Raw genomic sequence first — 24223 nt, 5'->3', positions numbered from 1 at the left:
CAACTTGCTTTATTTCACATTATTTCAATTATTAACGTTAGGTTATTACATTATTAACTTGACTATAATATTGTTTGCCTTTTCCTTCTTCGTTTAAATACCCGATCATCATTAATTCGATACCCGATTATCATTAAACTCTATTAAATGTTTAACCATTCTATTGCTTTTAGGGATTATTAAACCGTAGGTTTGATGGTAGCGGAGCGTTACGCCTGAAAGCTTCCGCGTTTTTTGCGGTGTGATCCTTCGCCCTAGTGACACTCTTTTGATTTTAGATCGTTATTGCTTCCAGATGGATTTTAATGGCCGTAGGCAGAACAAGGTAAGAGCCTCGCAATTTTCTGGCGAGCATAAGACTTACGCACAGCAGGAAAATTTCGAGGCTTAAAATCGCTAAATAAGCCACTATCTCTAATAGTGGCTTATCGTCCAAAGTATGGAATTGCTCAATTACCATATGTAGTATGTAAATGAGCATAAAGGCCGCTTTTCACCACCCTAAACCACAAGATATAGTGTGGTCTTACCAGCCCTCATCTTTTTTTTCTGTTCGCATAGTTTTTATAGTCATCTTCTTTGATGTGTTCCAATCCTTTTAATATTAATAATCTAAGTATTTCAGTCTCTCTTATGCTCGATTGAGCTGCTACGACTGCTTTTACTGTTTCTTTTTCAACTTTTCGCCAAGTTGCATCATCTACATGTTTTGTAGGCATGATCTCAAGTCCTATAAATTTTAGATTCTTAGATTATAATATTTATTGCTACTTAGATTCTAAAGAGCTAAGATTATCTTACTTTCTAAGATTTTGAGATTCTAAGTTTGAACGACTTCCAAGCACTTCGCATACCATTTTTAGACAAGCATGTTTTGACTACTCTTAGCCAAGACAAGTTTGTTTCATTTGTAAATATGGATGATTGCGCTAAAGCTGGTTTGAATGTCGCTCCTCGCTCAATTCTTCGAAATGATGATGGTACTTATGAAATTCAGGATCTAATGCATCCGTGGGACTCAATCCCGTCAAGTTACACAGGCATTGCGTTTAAGGTCTATCAAGGTGGTGGGTTTAGAGATTGCCCATGTGTCGAGCTTAAAGCCAGTCCCGCTAAGCTTATTCAGGGGCATAACGTGTATGGGTCTGAAAGTTTTGAACTTGGTGTTCGTACTATTCTTAGGTGTTTGACTAGCTCATTGCCTGAGTTTTCCAAAATGCTGGACTTTGAACAAGCTGTATTGTTTCGCGCTGATGCAACTTACAGTATCCAACTCCCGACAAGTGATTGTTTGGCTTCTGCTCTCGATTCAATTGCTAACTTCTCTAATCGTTATCTACGTCCAAGCCGTGATGGAGACTACGAAACAACCATTTATTTTAATCGTGAACGTGGAAACTCTAATACTGGCAGGGCTTCAAGTCTTTGCATCTATTCAAAGCTAGACGAAGTAATTCATCAGCTTATGAATCTTAAGGCTAAGCAGAAAAAAGAGCGTACCAATATTTACGATCCTGTCATTGAACAGCTTGAGTCTGATGATCTACAAAATTTTGCAACTAACCGCTTGAGATTTGAATCACGTTGCTGTGTTCGCATGTTTGAGCGTTTAGGTATTCCACTTTTAGTTAAAGATCTCCTTTCTTTCATTTCAGCATATGAGTCTGAAAAAGGGCTAGGTTCTTTCTGTCGCTACATCTGGGAAGAGGCCATGAAAGATATGCTGTCCGCGATTGAAGGGCAGGAAATAACCGTTATACATGACGCTAAAGTTAAAAAATTACTGCATACAGAGTACGACACGATCACAAAGACGGGGAGACTGCGAAAGGCTAAAGCTGTGCGTCTCTTTGGGTTTTATCGTCGTCTATGTACTGAGGGGTACAAAAAAGTGAAGAGAACAATGGGTATAACAGGTAAAAGCTCATTTTACAGTCATTGCAATATGTTGATGTCTGTCGGAATGAGTAAATTTCAATTACAAAACTTACATAAAGATGAAACGCTTCCTTTGGTTCATTTGTTGAAGTTTGATTTTGATAAACAGCGTCCAGCCTCTTATGTAGAGCCTGAAATGCCTTGCGCCAACCTTTCTTATTCTGAGTTTTTAGTTGCCCTTGTAGAGCCTGACATTTTTGAAAATCCTGACTTGTTAACACCTGAGCGTAGATTAGCAATTCAGTTGGATCAATTAGGACTTCAATCCTCATTTGTCTCTGGTCTTAAAGCTGGCCGCTCTGTTCGCCTTAATGAATCTGAGTCTTTATCTCTGGCGTTCTTTGATGATGGAGACTTTAGGCTCGTTTCAAATTCCGATTTGTGGGAGTCAAAACAGAAATTAGAAAGGATCAGAAAAGCGTTTAAGGGTGAATCCCCCAACGGGTTCACATGTTCAGATATTCACAAAACAACCATTAGTAAGGGGTAGGTTATGTTTAATCGAATTCAATGTTTTTATGTTAGTTACGGTGTTATTGACGAATCAAATATGGCGTATTCGTCATTACAAATATTAACTGATTATGTTGATAAGGATACTCAAGTAGGTCAGCAGGTCACTAAGATTTCAATTCTTTGTGAAGATGGTGATTTTACGTTATCTAAGCGTATTCAGGGGGAGATACAAGGTCATATGTTAGCTGGCGGTACTTTGCCAATGGATCTTGATGTTCAATTAGGCTCTATCGTCAAGAAAGGAAACTTCTCTCAGGCTATTAAGGGGTTTAAGTCGGTCGATTCATTTTCTAATGAGTTTACTCATGAGCGTGGTACTGGTTCAGATAAATCTAGTAAATCATCACAATCAAAAGTTGGATAGGGACTTATGAATACTTCATCTATTGAGATTGCAAACAAGATTGATGATTATGAAAAAGCTATTGAATTCTGGCAACGTCAATTTAATTTTTATATTAAGTCTTCAAGGAATAAATATAGCCAAGAATATTCTAATAAGTGTTTAAAGACTTCGGTTATGTGTGAGACTAGACGTATTCAACTTGAACTTGCATTAAGTGACTTTTGCATTAAATCAGGTTTGCATTAAACCATGTCTATATGTGTAGCAGTTCGAGAGGGTGTGATAGTTGTTGACGCTGCATGTGAATATTTACTGTTAAATAAAGACGAAATTGAAAAATTAGTTAGTAGTCAGCTCTCGCTAATTGATTTGATTGAATTTGACGCCAATATATATAGTTTTTTGAATACGTATATATTGGTGACATTTGTAACTGGCCATGTTCTTGGTCGTATTATTAAGTATTTAGGGAAGTTCTAAGGGTTATTATGAATAAAGCTAGTAGTTTGAGAAATAAATTAATTATTGGTTCTGCTGTTGCTTCAACTTCGCTTATGTCTACCTCTGCATTTGCGCTTACTGCTGCGGAAACTAAAGCCATTACTGATGCAGTCGAGGCTGGTCAAGTTGCGGTTGCTTTGGTTGTCGCGGGTGTTATTGCTATTGCTGCATTAGGTTTCGGTGTGTCGATGATTGTGGCATGGCTTAGACGGTAATGTTAGTTACTGTGTTGATTGTTTCTATTGGCACGTTTGCTCTTCTTATAGGCGTGTATACGGGAGTTTTATCAGCATAAATAAATAAGGTCAGTTACTGGCCTTTTTTTTAGGTTTATTATTATGCGCTTCTTACTTTTACTATTGTTACTTTCATTTAATTGTTTATCTTCTTCTACTGCTTTTTATTCTATTCCTGCCAATAATGGTCTTTTAATCCCTCACTATCGGGATGGGATTAGTTTTATTGATGGTGCTGTAAGAGAACGGGGAGCGAGTAGTTCTACAATTAATCGCACAGTGGCTTTTGCTTCGACTTCAGCCTCTGAGGTTTATAAACGTTTAGCCGAAAGCGAAATATCTATTTTGTATGTTAATGATTTAACAAGAAGGAATATAGAAATCTTAAATGGTATTCCTAATTACAATCAACATTATGAACGGTATTTATCAGTTGCTGGATACGGTGTAACTTCATCAAGTGACGGTTTAAGTTACATCACTATTTATTCTGATACTATTACTTACAGTGGTAGCAATCCTTTTTCATATCGTTATCGTGAATCATATAAAATGGTTTCTGGTTGTGGTGGTTCTGGAATTAATCGACCTACCGTTTCTACTTCTTTTCCAGCCGTTGCGGTTTCAGGTGGTTATGCTGCGCTTCCTCGAACAGTGTGTCTTATTAATGATATTTCTATGTATAAGTTAGATACTAACTTTATTGCAAATAATCCAATGTTTGGCCAATTTTGCAGGTTTGCAATTAAAGATGGTGCGTGTGATAACAAAACTATGACGTGCACAGGAAGAGTTTCGCGTACTGGCTTACCTTGTGGTGCGCTTACTCCAACGCCTGACCCAATACCTCCACCAGACCCTGATCCTCCTATAGACCCTGATCCTGAGCCAGACCCAGACCCTGATCCTGAGCCAGACCCTGATCCTGAGCCAGACCCTGACCCTGAGCCAGACCCTAATCCAGACCCTGACCCAGACCCTAATCCAGATGGTGGTACTGATTTATCAATGGTTGAATCTTTGCTTGGGGATATAAAAGATATGCTTGGTTTTACGGGCACGCTACCTAATTTTGAAATATCCGATAATTTATTTGATGGTTATTTTGATGCTGCTATTGCTGAATTGAAAACAGGCAATGAATCGTTAATGTCTGAGCTTGAGGGGTTATTGAAAAAACCGCCTTTTGAAATGGGAACGCCTAATTTTAATGGTGGCTCTTATACTCCTATTTCATTTACGTTGAATATAGCTAATTCAAGTCAACAAGTCGGCTTTTCACTTTTTGAAAGATTAGGTTCTGAAAACATCACTTTGATAAGAACAGTTATTTTATTTATGGCTACTATGACAGCGGGTTTTATCGTGTTAACAAGTGGTAGAAAAGGGTAGTTATGGAATTTATATCTGAGTTATTTGCTGTAATGATTGGCCTCGCTTCTGACTTGTTAAGTTTCTTTCAGTCTGTATTTTCATTGATTTTTGATATTTTTGATTATGCTTACGAGTGGGCTATAAAACTGTGGATAAATGGCGAGATACAAATGGTTGAAATGGCTTACAGAATAACGGCTGAATTGTTTTCACAATACGAGGTGTACACTCTTTTATCTAATGTATTTAATAAGCTTCCGCCTGATATTTCATACTCTGCTCATGCTCTAGGTATTGTTGCAGGGGTGCGCATTGTTATTGATGCAATGGGTGTTGCGTTTGTTTTACGTGTTATGGGGTGGTGACATGATATCTTTTCGATATGGTGGTAATGGTTCATATAAAACGGCTTATGGTGTGTGGTTTGAAATAATTCCAGCTTTAAAAGCAGGGCGGTTAGTTGTCTCTAATATTGAAGGGCTTAAATCTTTAGAATCGATTGAAAAGCTTTTAGGCATAACGTTTCCTAGTTCTGCGCGTTTAATTCGTATATTTAGTCGTTCGTCAAAAGGGCTAGTACTTTGGCAAAATTGGTTCAACTGGATGCCTATCGGCGCTCTAGTTGTTATTGATGAGTGTCAGGATATTTTTAGCAAAAGTGTTGGCTTTAAGATGGAGAAGACTATTTATAAAGGTGTAGATTCTTTTTTACCTGATTTACCTGCCGATTTTTCAGAGTATTTTTATTCTCGTTGGCAAATACAAGATCCGTCAAAGTTTGATGAGGGTGACACTGATGATTCAGGTGCGACTCAATTAGATACGAATAACAGATTACTTTATCCTGATAATTTTTATGGTGCTTTTATGCGTCATAGAAAATATCAGTGGGATATTGTTTTATTAACTCCAGATTACACCTCTATTGATTCTGGTTTAAAGGGTTGCGCTCAAACTGCTTATGCCCATCGTTCTACTGATTCGTTTTTCAGAAAAAGACGACCGCGTATTTTTTCGCATTTGCCTACCGTTACATCTGCAAAACCGTCAAAGTCTGATTATGCAAGTGTGACATCTGTAAAAATTCCACTCGAGGTTTTTGCTCTGTACAAATCAACAGGAACGGGGAGCTTTAATGCGTCTCTTGCTGATTTAACGATGTTAAAACAACCCAAACTTATTTTGGCTTTTGTCATTGCTATTGGTGCTTTGGTTTATATAGGAGTTACGCTTTATGGTTTATATTTTAGCTCGCCTGAAGCTGTTGCTGTTGCAGCTCCAAAGGGAAATGAACAAGTACAAACCGCTCAGGCCAGTGATGATGTTTTGCGATTTGGTTTATCAGAGACTGATAAAACGAGCATTCAAAATAATCCTAGCGTGGTTATTGGTGATGGTTATCTTCAAGCTAATAGTGTCGGTATTCATCCTGTAAATCCGTTTACTCGACATTTTCCTAATTTTGACAATTCTATTGCGGTTTACATTTCAGCGGTGAATAAAACCTATGCGTTTGGTGGTGAAGTGACAGATTATCTTTTTCGATTTGATAGTAAAAAACACTCTAAATATATTTCTAGTGCTGCACTGGACCAACTTGGCTACACGTTCTTTGTGATTGATGACTGTATTGTCAATGTCACTTTGGGTAGTGCTAGTCAGTTGGTGTTATGTCCGCCTGTAGAGCCAGTAACAAGCGTTGAATCGAGTGAGGTTCTAGTGAGTGACTCACTGCCTAGCTTTGATATTTTTTCTGACAAAAAAGAGGTTACACAATGAATGAACAATTAAGTAATGCTGATTTTATTATGGTTCTTGATGGAATTATTGCTTTAGGTGCGGCGTGGGTTTTTACTGCTGTTTTTTTGGGTTTGCTTCTTTATGATGCCTTATGTGGGTTGGTATTATTTTTTACACGAAGGATTAGGGCTAAAAAGTTTTTAGTTAATGGTTTCTTTAAGGGGTTTTTAGTTGAGTTTGATGGAATGTATCTTTCGGATTCTGGTCTCTGGGTAGAAAATCCATACGATGCTGAATTGTTTAATCAGTATGATACTTTTCCTATTGATTCAGCTTGTAAGCTGCTAGCTGTTTTTTATGATGCTGGTGAATGGCAATTAGTTAATTGTGCGGTTAGGTCAGATGTTGATTTTAAGGCTAGGTCACTGGTGACTCTATGAATGATAAGAAACTGAGTAAAAACGCTGTCTATGAAAACAAGCTCAAAGCGCAAGGTTTTGTAAAGGTGACGCTATGGATACCAGAGGAGGTAAAAGTTGAGTTAACAGCCGTTGCTGAGTTTTGCAGGGCTAACAAGAACCATTATCCTGAAATGGCTCGAAGTCGCATAACTGGACGCTTAGCTAAGGCTATTTGAACCGCTCAGAACCATACATTTCAAACAGTGCGCACAATGGTGATTATGTCTAGATTTTCCATAATTATATCTATCAACTAGTATTCATAAAGGTTGTTATGTCTAGTTCTAGGCGGTTCTATGGATATTATTATTGATATTGTTACAGTGATTGCAATTTTTATGGTTGGCTTTACATCTGGTGAATATTTGAGGTTTCGCAAGAAAAAGAAGCCTTCGGATTGACATAACCACACATTTCAAACAGTGCGCACAATAGGAATAACGTTATGTTGAATGCTTGCCGTTCGCTACACTGCGAAGCACCAGCGAACGGACGGCGAGCCGTCATTTACACATAACGTACATTGTGCGAACTGCCTCTTAAAATTCCTTATCGCTGGCGAACGCTTAGCTGGCCGATCACATTCTTCACGTTAGTACGTTAAATTTTCACGTTCCTACGTCAATTCCATTTAATGCCAGGTCAACGATTAGATTTTTCTAATGGTTAGCCTGGCATTCTTTTTTGAACCGGTTCATGCCTATATTTTTAATGTCCGGTTATCATTAATTTGATACCCGATCACTCTATTAAAAGGCGTGCTTTGTGTTTGACGATGGATTATTATATTTCTTTCAATTTAGCCTTAACTAATCAACTTGCTTTATTTCACATTATTTCAATTATTAACGTTAGGTTATTACATTATTAACTTGACTATAATATTGTTTGCCTTTTCCTTCTTCGTTTAAATACCCGATCATCATTAATTCGATACCCGATTATCATTAAACTCTATTAAATGTTTAACCATTCTATTGCTTTTAGGGATTATTAAACCGTAGGTTTGATGGTAGCGGAGCGTTACGCCTGAAAGCTTCCGCGTTTTTTGCGGTGTGATCCTTCGCCCTAGTGACACTCTTTTGATTTTAGATCGTTATTGCTTCCAGATGGATTTTAATGGCCGTAGGCAGAACAAGGTAAGAGCCTCGCAATTTTCTGGCGAGCATAAGACTTACGCACAGCAGGAAAATTTCGAGGCTTAAAATCGCTAAATAAGCCACTATCTCTAATAGTGGCTTATCGTCCAAAAGTATGGAATTGCTCAATTACCATATGTAGTATGTAAATGAGCATAAAGGCCGCTTTTCACCACCCTAAACCACAAGATATAGTGTGGTCTTACCAGCCCTCATCTTTTTTTTCTGTTCGCATAGTTTTTATAGTCATCTTCTTTGATGTGTTCCAATCCTTTTAATATTAATAATCTAAGTATTTCAGTCTCTCTTATGCTCGATTGAGCTGCTACGACTGCTTTTACTGTTTCTTTTTCAACTTTTCGCCAAGTTGCATCATCTACATGTTTTGTAGGCATGATCTCAAGTCCTATAAATTTTAGATTCTTAGATTATAATATTTATTGCTACTTAGATTCTAAAGAGCTAAGATTATCTTACTTTCTAAGATTTTGAGATTCTAAGTTTGAACGACTTCCAAGCACTTCGCATACCATTTTTAGACAAGCATGTTTTGACTACTCTTAGCCAAGACAAGTTTGTTTCATTTGTAAATATGGATGATTGCGCTAAAGCTGGTTTGAATGTCGCTCCTCGCTCAATTCTTCGAAATGATGATGGTACTTATGAAATTCAGGATCTAATGCATCCGTGGGACTCAATCCCGTCAAGTTACACAGGCATTGCGTTTAAGGTCTATCAAGGTGGTGGGTTTAGAGATTGCCCATGTGTCGAGCTTAAAGCCAGTCCCGCTAAGCTTATTCAGGGGCATAACGTGTATGGGTCTGAAAGTTTTGAACTTGGTGTTCGTACTATTCTTAGGTGTTTGACTAGCTCATTGCCTGAGTTTTCCAAAATGCTGGACTTTGAACAAGCTGTATTGTTTCGCGCTGATGCAACTTACAGTATCCAACTCCCGACAAGTGATTGTTTGGCTTCTGCTCTCGATTCAATTGCTAACTTCTCTAATCGTTATCTACGTCCAAGCCGTGATGGAGACTACGAAACAACCATTTATTTTAATCGTGAACGTGGAAACTCTAATACTGGCAGGGCTTCAAGTCTTTGCATCTATTCAAAGCTAGACGAAGTAATTCATCAGCTTATGAATCTTAAGGCTAAGCAGAAAAAAGAGCGTACCAATATTTACGATCCTGTCATTGAACAGCTTGAGTCTGATGATCTACAAAATTTTGCAACTAACCGCTTGAGATTTGAATCACGTTGCTGTGTTCGCATGTTTGAGCGTTTAGGTATTCCACTTTTAGTTAAAGATCTCCTTTCTTTCATTTCAGCATATGAGTCTGAAAAAGGGCTAGGTTCTTTCTGTCGCTACATCTGGGAAGAGGCCATGAAAGATATGCTGTCCGCGATTGAAGGGCAGGAAATAACCGTTATACATGACGCTAAAGTTAAAAAATTACTGCATACAGAGTACGACACGATCACAAAGACGGGGAGACTGCGAAAGGCTAAAGCTGTGCGTCTCTTTGGGTTTTATCGTCGTCTATGTACTGAGGGGTACAAAAAAGTGAAGAGAACAATGGGTATAACAGGTAAAAGCTCATTTTACAGTCATTGCAATATGTTGATGTCTGTCGGAATGAGTAAATTTCAATTACAAAACTTACATAAAGATGAAACGCTTCCTTTGGTTCATTTGTTGAAGTTTGATTTTGATAAACAGCGTCCAGCCTCTTATGTAGAGCCTGAAATGCCTTGCGCCAACCTTTCTTATTCTGAGTTTTTAGTTGCCCTTGTAGAGCCTGACATTTTTGAAAATCCTGACTTGTTAACACCTGAGCGTAGATTAGCAATTCAGTTGGATCAATTAGGACTTCAATCCTCATTTGTCTCTGGTCTTAAAGCTGGCCGCTCTGTTCGCCTTAATGAATCTGAGTCTTTATCTCTGGCGTTCTTTGATGATGGAGACTTTAGGCTCGTTTCAAATTCCGATTTGTGGGAGTCAAAACAGAAATTAGAAAGGATCAGAAAAGCGTTTAAGGGTGAATCCCCCAACGGGTTCACATGTTCAGATATTCACAAAACAACCATTAGTAAGGGGTAGGTTATGTTTAATCGAATTCAATGTTTTTATGTTAGTTACGGTGTTATTGACGAATCAAATATGGCGTATTCGTCATTACAAATATTAACTGATTATGTTGATAAGGATACTCAAGTAGGTCAGCAGGTCACTAAGATTTCAATTCTTTGTGAAGATGGTGATTTTACGTTATCTAAGCGTATTCAGGGGGAGATACAAGGTCATATGTTAGCTGGCGGTACTTTGCCAATGGATCTTGATGTTCAATTAGGCTCTATCGTCAAGAAAGGAAACTTCTCTCAGGCTATTAAGGGGTTTAAGTCGGTCGATTCATTTTCTAATGAGTTTACTCATGAGCGTGGTACTGGTTCAGATAAATCTAGTAAATCATCACAATCAAAAGTTGGATAGGGGACTTATGAATACTTCATCTATTGAGATTGCAAACAAGATTGATGATTATGAAAAAGCTATTGAATTCTGGCAACGTCAATTTAATTTTTATATTAAGTCTTCAAGGAATAAATATAGCCAAGAATATTCTAATAAGTGTTTAAAGACTTCGGTTATGTGTGAGACTAGACGTATTCAACTTGAACTTGCATTAAGTGACTTTTGCATTAAATCAGGTTTGCATTAAACCATGTCTATATGTGTAGCAGTTCGAGAGGGTGTGATAGTTGTTGACGCTGCATGTGAATATTTACTGTTAAATAAAGACGAAATTGAAAAATTAGTTAGTAGTCAGCTCTCGCTAATTGATTTGATTGAATTTGACGCCAATATATATAGTTTTTTGAATACGTATATATTGGTGACATTTGTAACTGGCCATGTTCTTGGTCGTATTATTAAGTATTTAGGGAAGTTCTAAGGGTTATTATGAATAAAGCTAGTAGTTTGAGAAATAAATTAATTATTGGTTCTGCTGTTGCTTCAACTTCGCTTATGTCTACCTCTGCATTTGCGCTTACTGCTGCGGAAACTAAAGCCATTACTGATGCAGTCGAGGCTGGTCAAGTTGCGGTTGCTTTGGTTGTCGCGGGTGTTATTGCTATTGCTGCATTAGGTTTCGGTGTGTCGATGATTGTGGCATGGCTTAGACGGTAATGTTAGTTACTGTGTTGATTGTTTCTATTGGCACGTTTGCTCTTCTTATAGGCGTGTATACGGGAGTTTTATCAGCATAAATAAATAAGGTCAGTTACTGGCCTTTTTTAGGTTTATTATTATGCGCTTCTTACTTTTACTATTGTTACTTTCATTTAATTGTTTATCTTCTTCTACTGCTTTTTATTCTATTCCTGCCAATAATGGTCTTTTAATCCTCACTATCGGGATGGGATTAGTTTTATTGATGGTGCTGTAAGAGAACGGGGAGCGAGTAGTTCTACAATTAATCGCACAGTGGCTTTTGCTTCGACTTCAGCCTCTGAGGTTTATAAACGTTTAGCCGAAAGCGAAATATCTATTTTGTATGTTAATGATTTAACAAGAAGGAATATAGAAATCTTAAATGGTATTCCTAATTACAATCAACATTATGAACGGTATTTATCAGTTGCTGGATACGGTGTAACTTCATCAAGTGACGGTTTAAGTTACATCACTATTTATTCTGATACTATTACTTACAGTGGTAGCAATCCTTTTTCATATCGTTATCGTGAATCATATAAAATGGTTTCTGGTTGTGGTGGTTCTGGAATTAATCGACCTACCGTTTCTACTTCTTTTCCAGCCGTTGCGGTTTCAGGTGGTTATGCTGCGCTTCCTCGAACAGTGTGTCTTATTAATGATATTTCTATGTATAAGTTAGATACTAACTTTATTGCAAATAATCCAATGTTTGGCCAATTTTGCAGGTTTGCAATTAAAGATGGTGCGTGTGATAACAAAACTATGACGTGCACAGGAAGAGTTTCGCGTACTGGCTTACCTTGTGGTGCGCTTACTCCAACGCCTGACCCAATACCTCCACCAGACCCTGATCCTCCTATAGACCCTGATCCTGAGCCAGACCCAGACCCTGATCCTGAGCCAGACCCTGATCCTGAGCCAGACCCTGACCCTGAGCCAGACCCTAATCCAGACCCTGACCCAGACCCTAATCCAGATGGTGGTACTGATTTATCAATGGTTGAATCTTTGCTTGGGGATATAAAAGATATGCTTGGTTTTACGGGCACGCTACCTAATTTTGAAATATCCGATAATTTATTTGATGGTTATTTTGATGCTGCTATTGCTGAATTGAAAACAGGCAATGAATCGTTAATGTCTGAGCTTGAGGGTTATTGAAAAAACCGCCTTTTGAAATGGGAACGCCTAATTTTAATGGTGGCTCTTATACTCCTATTTCATTTACGTTGAATATAGCTAATTCAAGTCAACAAGTCGGCTTTTCACTTTTTGAAAGATTAGGTTCTGAAAACATCACTTTGATAAGAACAGTTATTTTATTTATGGCTACTATGACAGCGGGTTTTATCGTGTTAACAAGTGGTAGAAAAGGGTAGTTATGGAATTTATATCTGAGTTATTTGCTGTAATGATTGGCCTCGCTTCTGACTTGTTAAGTTTCTTTCAGTCTGTATTTTCATTGATTTTTGATATTTTTGATTATGCTTACGAGTGGGCTATAAAACTGTGGATAAATGGCGAGATACAAATGGTTGAAATGGCTTACAGAATAACGGCTGAATTGTTTTCACAATACGAGGTGTACACTCTTTTATCTAATGTATTTAATAAGCTTCCGCCTGATATTTCATACTCTGCTCATGCTCTAGGTATTGTTGCAGGGGTGCGCATTGTTATTGATGCAATGGGTGTTGCGTTTGTTTTACGTGTTATGGGGTGGTGACATGATATCTTTTCGATATGGTGGTAATGGTTCATATAAAACGGCTTATGGTGTGTGGTTTGAAATAATTCCAGCTTTAAAAGCAGGGCGGTTAGTTGTCTCTAATATTGAAGGGCTTAAATCTTTAGAATCGATTGAAAAGCTTTTAGGCATAACGTTTCCTAGTTCTGCGCGTTTAATTCGTATATTTAGTCGTTCGTCAAAAGGGCTAGTACTTTGGCAAAATTGGTTCAACTGGATGCCTATCGGCGCTCTAGTTGTTATTGATGAGTGTCAGGATATTTTTAGCAAAAGTGTTGGCTTTAAGATGGAGAAGACTATTTATAAAGGTGTAGATTCTTTTTTACCTGATTTACCTGCCGATTTTTCAGAGTATTTTTATTCTCGTTGGCAAATACAAGATCCGTCAAAGTTTGATGAGGGTGACACTGATGATTCAGGTGCGACTCAATTAGATACGAATAACAGATTACTTTATCCTGATAATTTTTATGGTGCTTTTATGCGTCATAGAAAATATCAGTGGGATATTGTTTTATTAACTCCAGATTACACCTCTATTGATTCTGGTTTAAAGGGTTGCGCTCAAACTGCTTATGCCCATCGTTCTACTGATTCGTTTTTCAGAAAAAGACGACCGCGTATTTTTTCGCATTTGCCTACCGTTACATCTGCAAAACCGTCAAAGTCTGATTATGCAAGTGTGACATCTGTAAAAATTCCACTCGAGGTTTTTGCTCTGTACAAATCAACAGGAACGGGGAGCTTTAATGCGTCTCTTGCTGATTTAACGATGTTAAAACAACCCAAACTTATTTTGGCTTTTGTCATTGCTATTGGTGCTTTGGTTTATATAGGAGTTACGCTTTATGGTTTATATTTTAGCTCGCCTGAAGCTGTTGCTGTTGCAGCTCCAAAGGGAAATGAACAAGTACAAACCGCTCAGGCCAGTGATGATGTTTTGCGATTTGGTTTATCAGAGACTGATAAAACGAGCATTCAAAATAATCCTAGCGTGGTTATTGGTGATGGTTATCTTCAAGCTAATAGTGTCGGTATTCATCCTGTAAATCCGTTTACTCGACATTTTCCTAATTTTGACAATTCTATTGCGGTTTACATTTCAGCGGTGAATAAAACCTATGCGTTTGGTGGTGAAGTGACAGATTATCTTTTTCGATTTGATAGTAAAAAACACTCTAAATATATTTCTAGTGCTGCACTGGACCAACTTGGCTACACGTTCTTTGTGATTGATGACTGTATTGTCAATGTCACTTTGGGTAGTGCTAGTCAGTTGGTGTTATGTCCGCCTGTAGAGCCAGTAACAAGCGTTGAATCGAGTGAGGTTCTAGTGAGTGACTCACTGCCTAGCTTTGATATTTTTTCTGACAAAAAAGAGGTTACACAATGAATGAACAATTAAGTAATGCTGATTTTATTATGGTTCTTGATGGAATTATTGCTTTAGGTGCGGCGTGGGTTTTTACTGCTGTTTTTTTGGGTTTGCTTCTTTATGATGCCTTATGTGGGTTGGTATTATTTTTTACACGAAGGATTAGGGCTAAAAAGTTTTTAGTTAATGGTTTCTTTAAGGGGTTTTTAGTTGAGTTTGATGGAATGTATCTTTCGGATTCTGGTCTCTGGGTAGAAAATCCATACGATGCTGAATTGTTTAATCAGTATGATACTTTTCCTATTGATTCAGCTTGTAAGCTGCTAGCTGTTTTTTATGATGCTGGTGAATGGCAATTAGTTAATTGTGCGGTTAGGTCAGATGTTGATTTTAAGGCTAGGTCACTGGTGACTCTATGAATGATAAGAAACTGAGTAAAAACGCTGTCTATGAAAACAAGCTCAAAGCGCAAGGTTTTGTAAAGGTGACGCTATGGATACCAGAGGAGGTAAAAGTTGAGTTAACAGCCGTTGCTGAGTTTTGCAGGGCTAACAAGAACCATTATCCTGAAATGGCTCGAAGTCGCATAACTGGACGCTTAGCTAAGGCTATTTGAACCGCTCAGAACCATACATTTCAAACAGTGCGCACAATGGTGATTATGTCTAGATTTTCCATAATTATATCTATCAACTAGTATTCATAAAGGTTGTTATGTCTAGTTCTAGGCGGTTCTATGGATATTATTATTGATATTGTTACAGTGATTGCAATTTTTATGGTTGGCTTTACATCTGGTGAATATTTGAGGTTTCGCAAGAAAAAGAAGCCTTCGGATTGACATAACCACACATTTCAAACAGTGCGCACAATGTATATTATGTTAAATAGGCTTCGAGGCCATAATACTGTTACGAGAGTAAGATGAGGAGATGTTTCTGTTTAACTCTTTAGCTATGTAGAAAACACACTGTTATCAAATGTCTATGTAAAAGCTGACAATTGCTATTACGAACTCAGCTGTCATGACGCTAAAACAAGTTAGTCTTTCACGCTTATCTTATTCAGTTCAGTCTCGTTTCTAGCTGGATTTTCATAGCTGTATTTCTTATGTGCTGTTGATTCCTTTAGCAACCGCTTTGGCTTTGATTTTTACGGTGTAGATTAGAATCTTGTATAACAATTATAGCCTCAGTGACATCAGACAGTTGTCCATCTGTAGTTTAAGCCAGTGGCTTTTTTGAGTGCACTACGTGAAATCTAATGGCTAATGGCCTTGGGAGTTTGAAAGTACGCACGTAGCGAAGCGTTAAGTTTGCCATAATTGTTTAGCCTTCTAATTTCTTGCCATTTATGACCATTATTTAGTGGAATGACTATGTTGAGATCATGGTTCAGCTTATAGTCTAGTATTGCTTTGAATAATATATTGGTTTGAAGTTAATTAGAGCTATTATTTGACAGTGTGAAAAAATGTCCATTTAACCGTGGATCTATTTGGAGCCTTTTGCTAGTTATTAACTTGAGCCTATTCAAATCTATAGCTGTTATGTAGTTAGGCTGGTTAGTTTTTAGTAATATCATGTTGAGCTTATTCTAGAAAGTGCGGTTCGATTACAAATTTATCTCAATTGCCGATAATGACACTTATCGGCATTAACTGATGAGCCTTTAAAACTCCGCCAGATCTTGTTATCTGGATATCACTATTCGATACCTTGCAGATGATTAAGGGGTTTATTCTGTGCACTTTGATGACGCTCTATCTGCGAGGTATGCAAATAGAGTGATGTTGTATCTATACTCTCGTGCCCTGCATCAGCTTGAACATGTGACAATGGCCGACCGTTGATATTGATATCATGGGTGATCCCTGTGTGTCGGATATTATGTGCAGTAAGCTTGCGCATCTGATTCGCATCTTCAATTAACCCGTCATTTTCGATGCAAATAGCTGCATTTTCGATGATGTTGTCCACTTCCTCTCTGATTTGACGTATCCCTAAGTTCGCATTTAGGTTGCCGACTTCTCTGCCTCTTCCTGCGGCCCTATGACGAATAAACAATGGGTGATTCTCCCCTGCTACCGGATAATCGGGCAACTTAAGGAAACGGCGGTACTCAACTAACCCAGCTAGAAGTGCTTTAGAGATAGCTACCGAACGGTGCTTGCCACCTTTACTATATGGAATGTAGAAACTCCAGATCCCAGTTTGACTATTCTGTCTAAACTGTTCCATCACGGGTGTGTAACCTGCCCTTGCTCCTACTTCAGATATTCTCAGGTAACAGAAATAGACGAGTTTGATTAAGAACAAACTCCTTTGATGCAATTCTGGAACCTCCTTGGCAAGTTTCTCAACAGTGGAGATAATGTATGACCATTGCAGCTCACTAAAAGAGAGCATACTGCCCTCTTCGGCTTTAATCTGGTATTTTTTCTTAGAGGAAAATCGACTGTGATTCATCCAGGCTTGAGCTGGATTTCGTTCGCAGAAATCTTCACTCATTAAATAGCTATAAAAAGAGGAAAGAATAGCAACTTTAGTCTTTAGCGCATTTTCACTGAGTGTGTATACCTGTTCTTTGCCTAATAGCTTTTTACCAACAAAAGGTCGCCATGCATGATTTGGTGCTCTTATCCCCATGGTCTTGTCGAGTTTAAATTGTGCCACATTAAAGTAACCGATCAAGTCGATTGGTGGATTCTGGCAGTAATCGAGATAACGAGACATCTCTCGCCTTGTCAGCATCGCAGGCGAAAGCTTTACAACATCAAAACACCAATGAAAGAACGTTGTTAGTTCGCTTCTGTATGCCTTGTAGCTATTCTCGTTATTCTTCTGCTCATAGAGAAGTTCAGTAGCATGTTCATATAGCAAGCCTGCGTCGGTAACTTGATTGATGCTGACTTGAGTAATATATTGATTTATAAAGCTATTACCTTCTTGTATATGCATCGCAGATTCAAATAAAGGTAAAATGGGGGGCATTTGCATAAGCACTCTATATAAAGGCTGGAAACACAAGTTATGATGTTTCTAGTAAAATCAATTAACTAAGCCTTTGATCTTAACAGTGATAATTAAGGTTTGTCATGGTTTTTAGCCTATATAAATTAAACCAATATTTGAAATTGAGCTAAGTGTTAAACATCCCTATCGACTCTTAATATAAAAGCTACTGAGTCAAATTATGTTTGTGATTTTGTTAACAGAACTTGTTATTTCGTCAACTTGTTCAATACTTGTTATTGAGTCTGGCTTGCTAGAGAAATTAATTGATTGTGAACAGCTTTGAGAACAGGGCTTTAAGCACCCTACTCGTTGGCTACAGCACAGTAGGCATAACTGCCATACGATCTGTTTAGAATCAGAATCAAGACAGCGAAAATCAGCAGCACATATATCACCTGCTTGAATCAACTTGGCGAGCTTATCTGCTGATATTGAAAGATTAACTTGGGAAGTTCGCATGATTTGACCTTGAAGTAAAAAACGTTAATTTAATAATACGCGCAAATGAGAATTATTACCATTTGGATGTAGTGAAATACCTACAATAAATAGGTTCATTTTTATTCTACTATTTTCCACTGTTCTTTACGTTGTTCTACACTAATGGACAGGGATAAAACTTTCTAACATAGTTGAGGTTGTCTAATGCTGATCGATATAGCAAAGAAGAGCCCACTCTTTTCAGGTAAAAAAAAGGTACCACAGGTTAGCTCCGGGCCTGCATGGAAGATTCTTATCGTTGACGATGAACCCGATGTTCATACCGTCACTAAGCTTGCACTATCAAGGTTTAAATTGGATAACCGCGCATTAGAGTTCATTAACGCCTATAGCGGTGAAGAAGCGAAACAAATCTTACTAAAAGAGACTAATATCGCAATGGCCTTTGTGGATGTTGTAATGGAAAGCGATCACGCGGGATTAGAGTTAGTTAGATGGATTAGGGAAGATAATGCTAACAAAGCAATACGGTTAATCTTACGTACTGGCCAACCAGGGCAAGCACCTGAAGAGGATGTTATCGTTAACTATGACATTAATGATTACAAAGCCAAAGCTGAGCTTGATTCGAGAAAACTTGTGACTAGTGTTTACTCCGCATTGCGTTCCTATCGTGACATTATGCTTATCGAAGAGGCTAAAGAGACCCAAATTAGACATCGAAAGGGCCTGGAAAGAGTCGTACAAGCTACTTCTGGTCTTTTTGAATTGCGAACGTTACATAATTTTGCCGATGGTTTATTAACTCAAGTCGCCACCTTGCTAAATTTTGACAGTGAAACTTTACTACTCTCATGTAATTCAGTGGATGCAATGAGCGAGAAGATAAATGCAGGCGAGGTGCATATACTTGCAGGAACGGGCCAATATTCTTGTCAACATAGCAAGTCTATTCCAACCCATATCAAACAAAAAATATTACAGGCATTAAAAGATAAAAGTTGTATCTATGAGAAGAATTGTTTCGTTGGCTATTTTCCAGCTAAAAGTGGCTGGGTCAACATCATGTTCATGGATGGAATTAACAGTATTGATGATCTGGATAAGAAATTGATTGATATTTTCGCCATTAATGTAGGGGTGGCTTTTGAAAACCTTCTACTCAATAAGGAATTGGAGGATACACAGTCAGAGTTAATTTTACGTTTAGGTGATGTAGTAGAGAGTCGTTCAAAAGAAGCTGCAAATCATGTTAAACGTATGTCTGCCTATTGTTATAAACTCGCATTGATTGCTGGTCTTGAAAGGCAACAAGCAGAGCTTATCAAGCATGCTTCACCTATGCATGATATAGGCAAAATTGCGACACCAGATGCCATATTATTGAAGCCAGGTAAGTTAGATGCTGAAGAGTGGGAAATTATGCGTCAACATCCTCAAATCGGGCATCAAATATTAGCCAAATCAGAACGGCCAATTTTGAAAGCTGCTAGTATTATCGCCCTACAACATCATGAAAAATTTGATGGTTCCGGTTATCCTTCTGGTCTAAAAGGAGAAGATATTCATGTGTTTGCAAGAATCGTTGCTATTGCCGATGTTTTCGATGCACTCTCTCATGCTCGATGTTACAAGCCAGCGTGGCCACTAGAGGAAGTATTGAAAACAATGAGAGAGGGATCGAGTATGCACTTCGATCCAGTCTTGTTGGAACTGTTTATAGAGAATATTGAAGTCTTTAATTTACTTAAAGAGCAACTTCATGATTAAGTGTTTAGGTACATAACCAAGTTTCTTGGAAATGCAGGATTCAGTGGGAATTCAAGCGCTGAAGGCAATGGGGTTAATATATTACTCCTCGGAATTTGTTCCTGACTCGAGATGCATCACATCTGACCTCCATGGTGGGAGGAAATGTCTCATTTTGTTTGGAACAAAATAGACCATGTTGTCGTATATTTAAATCATTCAACGCAGTATCTAGAGCTTTGAAACTCGCCCTGCGGGAGACCCTCAAGCATTCGACTTCTACTTTGCACTGACTTACAAAGGAGTCATTACGCTTTCATCAATGCGCCTTAAATTGAAAAACCTAAGCGCTTCTGAATTAATTACATAATTAATGTAATTGGTATTACACCACTAGATGTTGTTATCTGCTAAAAAGTCGTAGAGAACGACTTTTTTCTCCCCCTGCAGGGTAAAACTAACAAATACTCGCCATACCATATAACTACTACTGCAAGAACCGTACATCAGCGATCCTTTATATATATTTTCACCTACTTTGCTCAAATTAACAGGGATAACCCCCATAAACATATCCCTGCCCTCTATTCGTACTTTTAGATCCTCAATCTCTTTAGAGCTGGTAAGGCTTACAGTTAACGGCTTTTCGCTGGGAGAATCAAAAGGAGTTATTAACAACGCCAGTTCCACACTAGCAACATTTTTAACACAAACGCCTAGTTTGAATTGGCAAAGTGTATCATCTTGTATTATTAGTGAGGTATTTGTGTGTTTTTCTGGTGTGCATGCTGAGGTGAATATTAGCATAAACAGTAGAAAGAAGAGCCTTAATTGAGACATTGCATTAACAGGTAGCACAAATATTAACCTTTAGTGGTAAAGCATTTACATTCTAATGAGTAGTTTGATCTAGATCAACTTTTGAAAGGTTACAATTCCTATCTTTTTTGACATAGCTCAAGTATCATTAGTTTACCTTGTTAATATCACATATTTGCAAGGTAACACATTGACATACCCCAATGTATTCCGTAGGGAATATAAATTTATGTCCTTTTCATGGGTAAAGTTTTTAGTTTACCCACAAGTATAAGTAATAAGCAGTGGAAGCAATAAAATGAACCATTCCCAGCCTCAAGGCGCTGATTACAATTACACCGTTGTTCGCCAATTTGCCCTCACTACAGTTTTGTGGGGAATTATTGGTATGTCAGTTGGTGTATTGATCGCGGCTCAGTTAATCTGGCCACAACTAAACTTCGATACTCCATGGTTAACATACAGTCGTCTTAGACCTCTGCATACTAATGCCGTGATTTTCGCGTTTGGTACTTCAGCCCTTTTTGCAACATCCTACTATATCGTTCAACGTACCTGTCAAACCAAGTTATTTGCACCAAAATTGGCCGCATTTACCTTCTGGGGTTGGCAAGCCATCATTCTATCAGCCGTTATTACTCTTCCCCTAGGTATTACCAGTGGTAAAGAGTATGCAGAATTAGAATGGCCAATTGATATCGCAATTACCTTAGTTTGGGTATGTTACGCAATCGTTTTCTTCGGAACTATCGTTAAGCGAACTACATCCCATATTTATGTCGCGAACTGGTTCTTTGGCGCCTTCATCATCACAGTTGCTGTATTGCACATAGTTAACTCTATGGCTGTACCTGTTAGCTTATGGAAGTCTTACTCTCTATATGCTGGTGCAGTTGATGCAATGGTACAGTGGTGGTACGGACATAACGCAGTAGGCTTCCTGCTTACCGCTGGCTTCTTGGGTATGATGTACTACTTTGTTCCTAAGCAAGCGGGTCGTCCCGTTTACTCGTACCGTCTTTCTATTGTTCACTTCTGGGCATTGATTGCTTTGTATATTTGGGCTGGTCCTCATCATCTTCATTATACTGCACTTCCTGATTGGACTCAGTCACTTGGTATGGTGATGTCTCTAATTTTATTTGCGCCTTCTTGGGGCGGTATGATTAACGGTATCATGACCCTTTCTGGCGCTTGGCATAAGCTAAGAACCGATCCTGTTTTACGTTTTCTCGTTGTTTCATTGTCTTTCTACGGTATGTCTACCTTCGAAGGCCCAATGATGGCTATCAAAACAGTAAATGCCCTATCACATTACACTGACTGGACTATCGGTCATGTACATTCAGGTGCATTAGGCTGGGTGGCTATGGTGTCTATCGGTTCACTCTACCACTTGATTCCTGTTCTTTATGGGCACGGTCGTATGTACAGCACTAACCTAGTTAACGTCCATTTCTGGTTGGCAACTATCGGCACTGTCTTGTATATCGTATCTATGTGGATCTCTGGTGTGATGCAAGGTCTGATGTGGCGTGCAGTGAACTCTGACGGCACGTTGACTTACAGCTTTGTTGAAAGTATTGAAGCTTCGTACCCATTCTACTTTGTCCGATTCCTTGGTGGCTGTTTCTTCGTAACGGGTATGCTAATTATGGCATATAACGTGTTCAAGACAGTAAAAGCACCTAAAGAATCTTTGCCTGCATTAGCAGAAGCATAAGGGGTAGATTAGATGAAATTTAATCATGAGTTAGTCGAGAAAAACATCGGTCTTCTGGGTATCTTAACGGTTATCGCTATTAGTTTTGGTGGTTTAGTTCAGATCACTCCTTTGCTTTTCCAAAAAGACACGACTGAGCCTGTTGATGGGTTGATTCCCTATACAGCCTTGCAAACTGAAGGTCGCGACATTTATGTTCGTGAAGGTTGTTATAACTGTCACAGTCAAATGATCCGCCCTTTACGTGCCGAGACAGAACGTTACGGTCACTACTCTGTTGCGGGTGAGTCTGTTTGGGATCATCCTTTTCAATGGGGTTCTAAACGTACCGGTCCAGATCTTGCCCGTGTAGGCGGTCGTTATAGCGATAAGTGGCACGAAGTTCATTTGATAGATCCACGAGCAGTGGTTCCACAATCGAATATGCCAGGCTTCCCTTGGCTGGCTGAGAACAAACTTGATGGCAAGTTAACGGGTCAAAAAATGGACATTCTACGCAATCTTCATAAAGGTGGAAATAAAGGTCAAGACCTTTACACCGATGCAGAGATTGCGGGTGCACAGAAAGCAGTCGAAGGTAAAACTGAAATGCAAGCACTCATCGCCTATCTGCAGTCCCTAGGACATGCACTGAAATAATTAGGAGGCAATTATATGGATTACGGAACAATACAAGGCATTATTACGATAGTCGTGATGTTAACTTTCGTCGGTATATTTGCATGGGCTTACAGCTCTCGTCGTAAGGAGCAATTTGACGAAGCGGCTAACCTTGTTTTTTCAGAAGATGAACTTAGCAAGGGATCAGGAGAAAATAAGTGATGGCAGTGATGACTAACTTTTGGAGTATATGGGTTACCGTACTCACTATCGTGGTAATTGCAGGGTGTTTCATCCTTTTAAGACTCGTTTCTAAAAACACCACAGGTGTTAAAGAAGGCGAATCTATGGGTCATAGCTTTGACGGCATTGAAGAACTTAATAACCCGCTACCTAAGTGGTGGAGTTATATGTTCTACCTAACGATTGTTTTCGGTGTTATTTATTTAGCACTTTACCCTGGTTTAGGGAACTACAAAGGTCTTTTAGGCTGGTCGAGTTCTAACCAAAGTATAGGGACTGTAAATGGTATTAAAGCTGATTCTGAAGCTGCAATTGAACTTGCTAACAAAGAAGGCCGCTGGGTTCAGTATGACCAAGAAGTTAAACGTGCCAATGAAAAATTTGGTCCTATCTTCAAGGCTTATGCTGAAACCCCGCTTGAAGAGTTAGTTAAGAATGAAGAAGCCTTAAAAGTGGGTGGACGTCTGTTCTTACATAACTGCTCTCAGTGTCATGGTAGTGATGCGCGTGGGAGTAAAGGCTTCCCTAACCTAACCGACAGTGACTGGTTATATGGTGGTGAGCTTGCCACGATTAAAACCAGTATCATGAATGGTCGCCATGGTATGATGCCACCAAAAGGTGGTTTGCCAATTGAAGATAGTGAAATCAAAGGCCTAGCAGAGTATGTGACTAAATTAGCGGGTCGAGATCATGATGAAGCCCTTGCCGCTCAAGGCCAAGCTTCATTTATGAAAGGCTGTTTTGCTTGTCACGGTATGGACGCTACCGGTAATAAGTTTATGGGTGCCCCTAACTTGACTAACAACATTTGGCTGTATGGTGGTAGCCGTGGTGCTATTGAACTATCAATTCAAAATGGTCGTAGTGGGGTTATGCCAGCTTGGAAAGACGTATTAGGTGAAGAGAAAGTTCACGTAATCACAGCTTATGTTTATAGCTTGTCAAACAAGTAGTTACATCTAAGTTACAAGAAGGCCTCGATCTCATCGAGGCCTTTTTTTTAGGGTGCTAAATCACACTTTTGCAGTTAAT

28 protein-coding genes are annotated in these 24223 nt (G+C 38.6%); 24 read left to right on the top strand and 4 right to left on the bottom strand.

The annotated features are described in order from the left end of the window. Window positions 1-536: 536 nt before the first annotated feature. Window positions 537-719 carry a hypothetical protein gene (locus HWQ47_RS13560; RefSeq protein WP_269971621.1) on the bottom strand — a complete coding sequence of 61 codons (183 nt, stop codon included), beginning with the start codon at window positions 717-719 and terminating at the stop codon, window positions 537-539. A gap of 107 nt (window positions 720-826) precedes the next feature. On the opposite strand from HWQ47_RS13560, the gene HWQ47_RS13555 reads away from it, so the two are divergent. The 9 genes from HWQ47_RS13555 (at window position 827) to HWQ47_RS13515 (ending at window position 7288) form a co-directional block, all read left to right on the top strand. Then, window positions 827-2428 (top strand): phage/plasmid replication protein, II/X family, encoded by a 1602-nt coding sequence (locus tag HWQ47_RS13555; RefSeq protein WP_269971620.1) that lies wholly within the window; start codon window positions 827-829, stop codon window positions 2426-2428. A 3-nt stretch (window positions 2429-2431) separates the two neighbouring features. Continuing rightward, window positions 2432-2818 (top strand): hypothetical protein, encoded by a 387-nt coding sequence (locus tag HWQ47_RS13550; RefSeq protein WP_269971619.1) that lies wholly within the window; start codon window positions 2432-2434, stop codon window positions 2816-2818. A 6-nt stretch (window positions 2819-2824) separates the two neighbouring features. Then, window positions 2825-3046, top strand: a complete 222-nt coding sequence (locus HWQ47_RS13545; RefSeq protein WP_269971618.1) for a hypothetical protein — start codon at window positions 2825-2827, stop codon at window positions 3044-3046. Window positions 3047-3288: 242 nt separating this feature from the next. Continuing rightward, entirely contained in the window at window positions 3289-3516 is a 228-nt protein-coding gene (locus tag HWQ47_RS13540) for a hypothetical protein (protein WP_269971617.1), read from the top strand. A gap of 123 nt (window positions 3517-3639) precedes the next feature. Beyond that, entirely contained in the window at window positions 3640-4929 is a 1290-nt protein-coding gene (locus HWQ47_RS13535) for a hypothetical protein (protein ID WP_269971622.1), read from the top strand. A 2-nt stretch (window positions 4930-4931) separates the two neighbouring features. Further along, on the top strand, window positions 4932-5276 hold the full coding sequence (locus HWQ47_RS13530; RefSeq protein ID WP_269971614.1) for a hypothetical protein: 345 nt from the start codon (window positions 4932-4934) through the stop codon (window positions 5274-5276). 1 nt (window position 5277) lies between these two features. After that, window positions 5278-6690 (top strand): zonular occludens toxin domain-containing protein, encoded by a 1413-nt coding sequence (locus HWQ47_RS13525; RefSeq protein ID WP_269971613.1) that lies wholly within the window; start codon window positions 5278-5280, stop codon window positions 6688-6690. Further along, the gene (locus HWQ47_RS13520) at window positions 6687-7091 is read left to right on the top strand and encodes a hypothetical protein (protein ID WP_269971612.1); all 405 of its coding nucleotides are present in this window, start codon (window positions 6687-6689) and stop codon (window positions 7089-7091) included. The genes HWQ47_RS13525 and HWQ47_RS13520 overlap by 4 nt, the downstream gene beginning before the upstream one ends. Next, window positions 7088-7288 carry a hypothetical protein gene (locus tag HWQ47_RS13515; RefSeq protein ID WP_269971611.1) on the top strand — a complete coding sequence of 67 codons (201 nt, stop codon included), beginning with the start codon at window positions 7088-7090 and terminating at the stop codon, window positions 7286-7288. Before HWQ47_RS13520 ends, HWQ47_RS13515 begins: the two co-directional genes overlap by 4 nt. A 1175-nt stretch (window positions 7289-8463) precedes the next feature. Here the strand turns inward: HWQ47_RS13515 and HWQ47_RS13510 are convergent. Next, window positions 8464-8646 (bottom strand): hypothetical protein, encoded by a 183-nt coding sequence (locus tag HWQ47_RS13510; protein WP_269971621.1) that lies wholly within the window; start codon window positions 8644-8646, stop codon window positions 8464-8466. Between the two features lie 107 nt (window positions 8647-8753). On the opposite strand from HWQ47_RS13510, the gene HWQ47_RS13505 reads away from it, so the two are divergent. From HWQ47_RS13505 to HWQ47_RS13460, 10 genes are all read left to right on the top strand, one after another. After that, a complete protein-coding gene (locus HWQ47_RS13505) occupies window positions 8754-10355 on the top strand; it encodes a phage/plasmid replication protein, II/X family (RefSeq protein WP_269971620.1) in 1602 nt (533 codons plus the stop codon). A 3-nt stretch (window positions 10356-10358) separates the two neighbouring features. Then, entirely contained in the window at window positions 10359-10745 is a 387-nt protein-coding gene (locus HWQ47_RS13500; RefSeq protein WP_269971619.1) for a hypothetical protein, read from the top strand. A 7-nt stretch (window positions 10746-10752) separates the two neighbouring features. Beyond that, window positions 10753-10974 (top strand): hypothetical protein, encoded by a 222-nt coding sequence (locus HWQ47_RS13495; protein ID WP_269971618.1) that lies wholly within the window; start codon window positions 10753-10755, stop codon window positions 10972-10974. Between the two features lie 242 nt (window positions 10975-11216). Next, window positions 11217-11444, top strand: a complete 228-nt coding sequence (locus HWQ47_RS13490) for a hypothetical protein (protein WP_269971617.1) — start codon at window positions 11217-11219, stop codon at window positions 11442-11444. Between the two features lie 297 nt (window positions 11445-11741). Beyond that, window positions 11742-12635, top strand: a complete 894-nt coding sequence (locus HWQ47_RS13485) for a hypothetical protein (RefSeq protein WP_269971616.1) — start codon at window positions 11742-11744, stop codon at window positions 12633-12635. Then, window positions 12632-12853 carry a hypothetical protein gene (locus tag HWQ47_RS13480; protein ID WP_269971615.1) on the top strand — a complete coding sequence of 74 codons (222 nt, stop codon included), beginning with the start codon at window positions 12632-12634 and terminating at the stop codon, window positions 12851-12853. Before HWQ47_RS13485 ends, HWQ47_RS13480 begins: the two co-directional genes overlap by 4 nt. 2 nt (window positions 12854-12855) lie before the next feature. Continuing rightward, window positions 12856-13200, top strand: coding sequence for a hypothetical protein (locus HWQ47_RS13475; RefSeq protein WP_269971614.1), 345 nt, complete (start codon window positions 12856-12858; stop codon window positions 13198-13200). A 1-nt stretch (window position 13201) separates the two neighbouring features. Then, window positions 13202-14614, top strand: a complete 1413-nt coding sequence (locus HWQ47_RS13470; protein ID WP_269971613.1) for a zonular occludens toxin domain-containing protein — start codon at window positions 13202-13204, stop codon at window positions 14612-14614. Next, window positions 14611-15015 carry a hypothetical protein gene (locus tag HWQ47_RS13465; protein WP_269971612.1) on the top strand — a complete coding sequence of 135 codons (405 nt, stop codon included), beginning with the start codon at window positions 14611-14613 and terminating at the stop codon, window positions 15013-15015. The genes HWQ47_RS13470 and HWQ47_RS13465 overlap by 4 nt, the downstream gene beginning before the upstream one ends. After that, window positions 15012-15212, top strand: coding sequence for a hypothetical protein (locus HWQ47_RS13460; protein WP_269971611.1), 201 nt, complete (start codon window positions 15012-15014; stop codon window positions 15210-15212). The genes HWQ47_RS13465 and HWQ47_RS13460 overlap by 4 nt, the downstream gene beginning before the upstream one ends. 1090 nt (window positions 15213-16302) lie before the next feature. Here HWQ47_RS13460 and HWQ47_RS13455 read toward each other — a convergent pair. Continuing rightward, the gene (locus HWQ47_RS13455) at window positions 16303-17595 is read right to left on the bottom strand and encodes a tyrosine-type recombinase/integrase (RefSeq protein WP_269971610.1); all 1293 of its coding nucleotides are present in this window, start codon (window positions 17593-17595) and stop codon (window positions 16303-16305) included. Window positions 17596-18258: 663 nt separating this feature from the next. Between HWQ47_RS13455 and HWQ47_RS13445 the strand changes: the two genes are divergently transcribed. Continuing rightward, window positions 18259-19824: a response regulator gene (locus HWQ47_RS13445; protein WP_269971608.1), complete on the top strand. Its 1566-nt coding sequence runs from the start codon at window positions 18259-18261 to the stop codon at window positions 19822-19824. Window positions 19825-20196: 372 nt separating this feature from the next. On the opposite strand, the gene HWQ47_RS13440 is transcribed toward HWQ47_RS13445, so the two are convergent. Beyond that, window positions 20197-20661: a hypothetical protein gene (locus HWQ47_RS13440; RefSeq protein WP_269971607.1), complete on the bottom strand. Its 465-nt coding sequence runs from the start codon at window positions 20659-20661 to the stop codon at window positions 20197-20199. Window positions 20662-20920: 259 nt separating this feature from the next. On the opposite strand from HWQ47_RS13440, the gene ccoN reads away from it, so the two are divergent. Genes ccoN through ccoP form a run of 4 tightly spaced genes read left to right on the top strand, consistent with a single transcriptional unit; the run spans window position 20921 to window position 24144 of the window. After that, window positions 20921-22345, top strand: coding sequence for a cytochrome-c oxidase, cbb3-type subunit I (gene ccoN, locus HWQ47_RS13435; RefSeq protein ID WP_269971606.1), 1425 nt, complete (start codon window positions 20921-20923; stop codon window positions 22343-22345). A gap of 12 nt (window positions 22346-22357) precedes the next feature. Further along, window positions 22358-22984, top strand: a complete 627-nt coding sequence (ccoO, locus tag HWQ47_RS13430; protein ID WP_269971605.1) for a cytochrome-c oxidase, cbb3-type subunit II — start codon at window positions 22358-22360, stop codon at window positions 22982-22984. Window positions 22985-22999: 15 nt separating this feature from the next. Further along, window positions 23000-23167 (top strand): cbb3-type cytochrome oxidase subunit 3, encoded by a 168-nt coding sequence (locus tag HWQ47_RS13425; RefSeq protein WP_269971604.1) that lies wholly within the window; start codon window positions 23000-23002, stop codon window positions 23165-23167. 8 nt (window positions 23168-23175) lie between these two features. Continuing rightward, window positions 23176-24144 carry a cytochrome-c oxidase, cbb3-type subunit III gene (ccoP, locus tag HWQ47_RS13420; RefSeq protein ID WP_269971744.1) on the top strand — a complete coding sequence of 323 codons (969 nt, stop codon included), beginning with the start codon at window positions 23176-23178 and terminating at the stop codon, window positions 24142-24144. Window positions 24145-24223: the final 79 nt, after the last annotated feature.

The sequence above is a fragment of the Shewanella sp. MTB7 genome, assembly GCF_027571385.1.
GTDB lineage: Bacteria > Pseudomonadota > Gammaproteobacteria > Enterobacterales > Shewanellaceae > Shewanella.
The sequence above is the reverse complement of the archived record's forward strand: the minus strand, read 5'-3'. Positions and strand labels throughout refer to the sequence as shown.

Bases quoted from the DNA above. Each gene is read 5' to 3' on its own strand.
- HWQ47_RS13560 (WP_269971621.1), bottom strand. From the start codon at position 719: ATGCCTACAAAACATGTAGATGATGCAACTTGGCGAAAAGTTGAAAAA.
- HWQ47_RS13550 (WP_269971619.1), top strand. From the start codon at position 2,432: ATGTTTAATCGAATTCAATGTTTTTATGTTAGTTACGGTGTTATTGAC.
- HWQ47_RS13545 (WP_269971618.1), top strand. From the start codon at position 2,825: ATGAATACTTCATCTATTGAGATTGCAAACAAGATTGATGATTATGAA.
- HWQ47_RS13540 (WP_269971617.1), top strand. From the start codon at position 3,289: ATGAATAAAGCTAGTAGTTTGAGAAATAAATTAATTATTGGTTCTGCT.
- HWQ47_RS13535 (WP_269971622.1), top strand. From the start codon at position 3,640: ATGCGCTTCTTACTTTTACTATTGTTACTTTCATTTAATTGTTTATCT.
- HWQ47_RS13530 (WP_269971614.1), top strand. From the start codon at position 4,932: ATGGAATTTATATCTGAGTTATTTGCTGTAATGATTGGCCTCGCTTCT.
- HWQ47_RS13525 (WP_269971613.1), top strand. From the start codon at position 5,278: ATGATATCTTTTCGATATGGTGGTAATGGTTCATATAAAACGGCTTAT.
- HWQ47_RS13520 (WP_269971612.1), top strand. From the start codon at position 6,687: ATGAATGAACAATTAAGTAATGCTGATTTTATTATGGTTCTTGATGGA.
- HWQ47_RS13515 (WP_269971611.1), top strand. From the start codon at position 7,088: ATGAATGATAAGAAACTGAGTAAAAACGCTGTCTATGAAAACAAGCTC.
- HWQ47_RS13510 (WP_269971621.1), bottom strand. From the start codon at position 8,646: ATGCCTACAAAACATGTAGATGATGCAACTTGGCGAAAAGTTGAAAAA.
- HWQ47_RS13500 (WP_269971619.1), top strand. From the start codon at position 10,359: ATGTTTAATCGAATTCAATGTTTTTATGTTAGTTACGGTGTTATTGAC.
- HWQ47_RS13495 (WP_269971618.1), top strand. From the start codon at position 10,753: ATGAATACTTCATCTATTGAGATTGCAAACAAGATTGATGATTATGAA.
- HWQ47_RS13490 (WP_269971617.1), top strand. From the start codon at position 11,217: ATGAATAAAGCTAGTAGTTTGAGAAATAAATTAATTATTGGTTCTGCT.
- HWQ47_RS13475 (WP_269971614.1), top strand. From the start codon at position 12,856: ATGGAATTTATATCTGAGTTATTTGCTGTAATGATTGGCCTCGCTTCT.
- HWQ47_RS13470 (WP_269971613.1), top strand. From the start codon at position 13,202: ATGATATCTTTTCGATATGGTGGTAATGGTTCATATAAAACGGCTTAT.
- HWQ47_RS13465 (WP_269971612.1), top strand. From the start codon at position 14,611: ATGAATGAACAATTAAGTAATGCTGATTTTATTATGGTTCTTGATGGA.
- HWQ47_RS13460 (WP_269971611.1), top strand. From the start codon at position 15,012: ATGAATGATAAGAAACTGAGTAAAAACGCTGTCTATGAAAACAAGCTC.
- HWQ47_RS13455 (WP_269971610.1), bottom strand. From the start codon at position 17,595: ATGCAAATGCCCCCCATTTTACCTTTATTTGAATCTGCGATGCATATA.
- HWQ47_RS13445 (WP_269971608.1), top strand. From the start codon at position 18,259: ATGCTGATCGATATAGCAAAGAAGAGCCCACTCTTTTCAGGTAAAAAA.
- ccoN (WP_269971606.1), top strand. From the start codon at position 20,921: ATGAACCATTCCCAGCCTCAAGGCGCTGATTACAATTACACCGTTGTT.
- ccoO (WP_269971605.1), top strand. From the start codon at position 22,358: ATGAAATTTAATCATGAGTTAGTCGAGAAAAACATCGGTCTTCTGGGT.
- HWQ47_RS13425 (WP_269971604.1), top strand. From the start codon at position 23,000: ATGGATTACGGAACAATACAAGGCATTATTACGATAGTCGTGATGTTA.
- ccoP (WP_269971744.1), top strand. From the start codon at position 23,176: ATGACTAACTTTTGGAGTATATGGGTTACCGTACTCACTATCGTGGTA.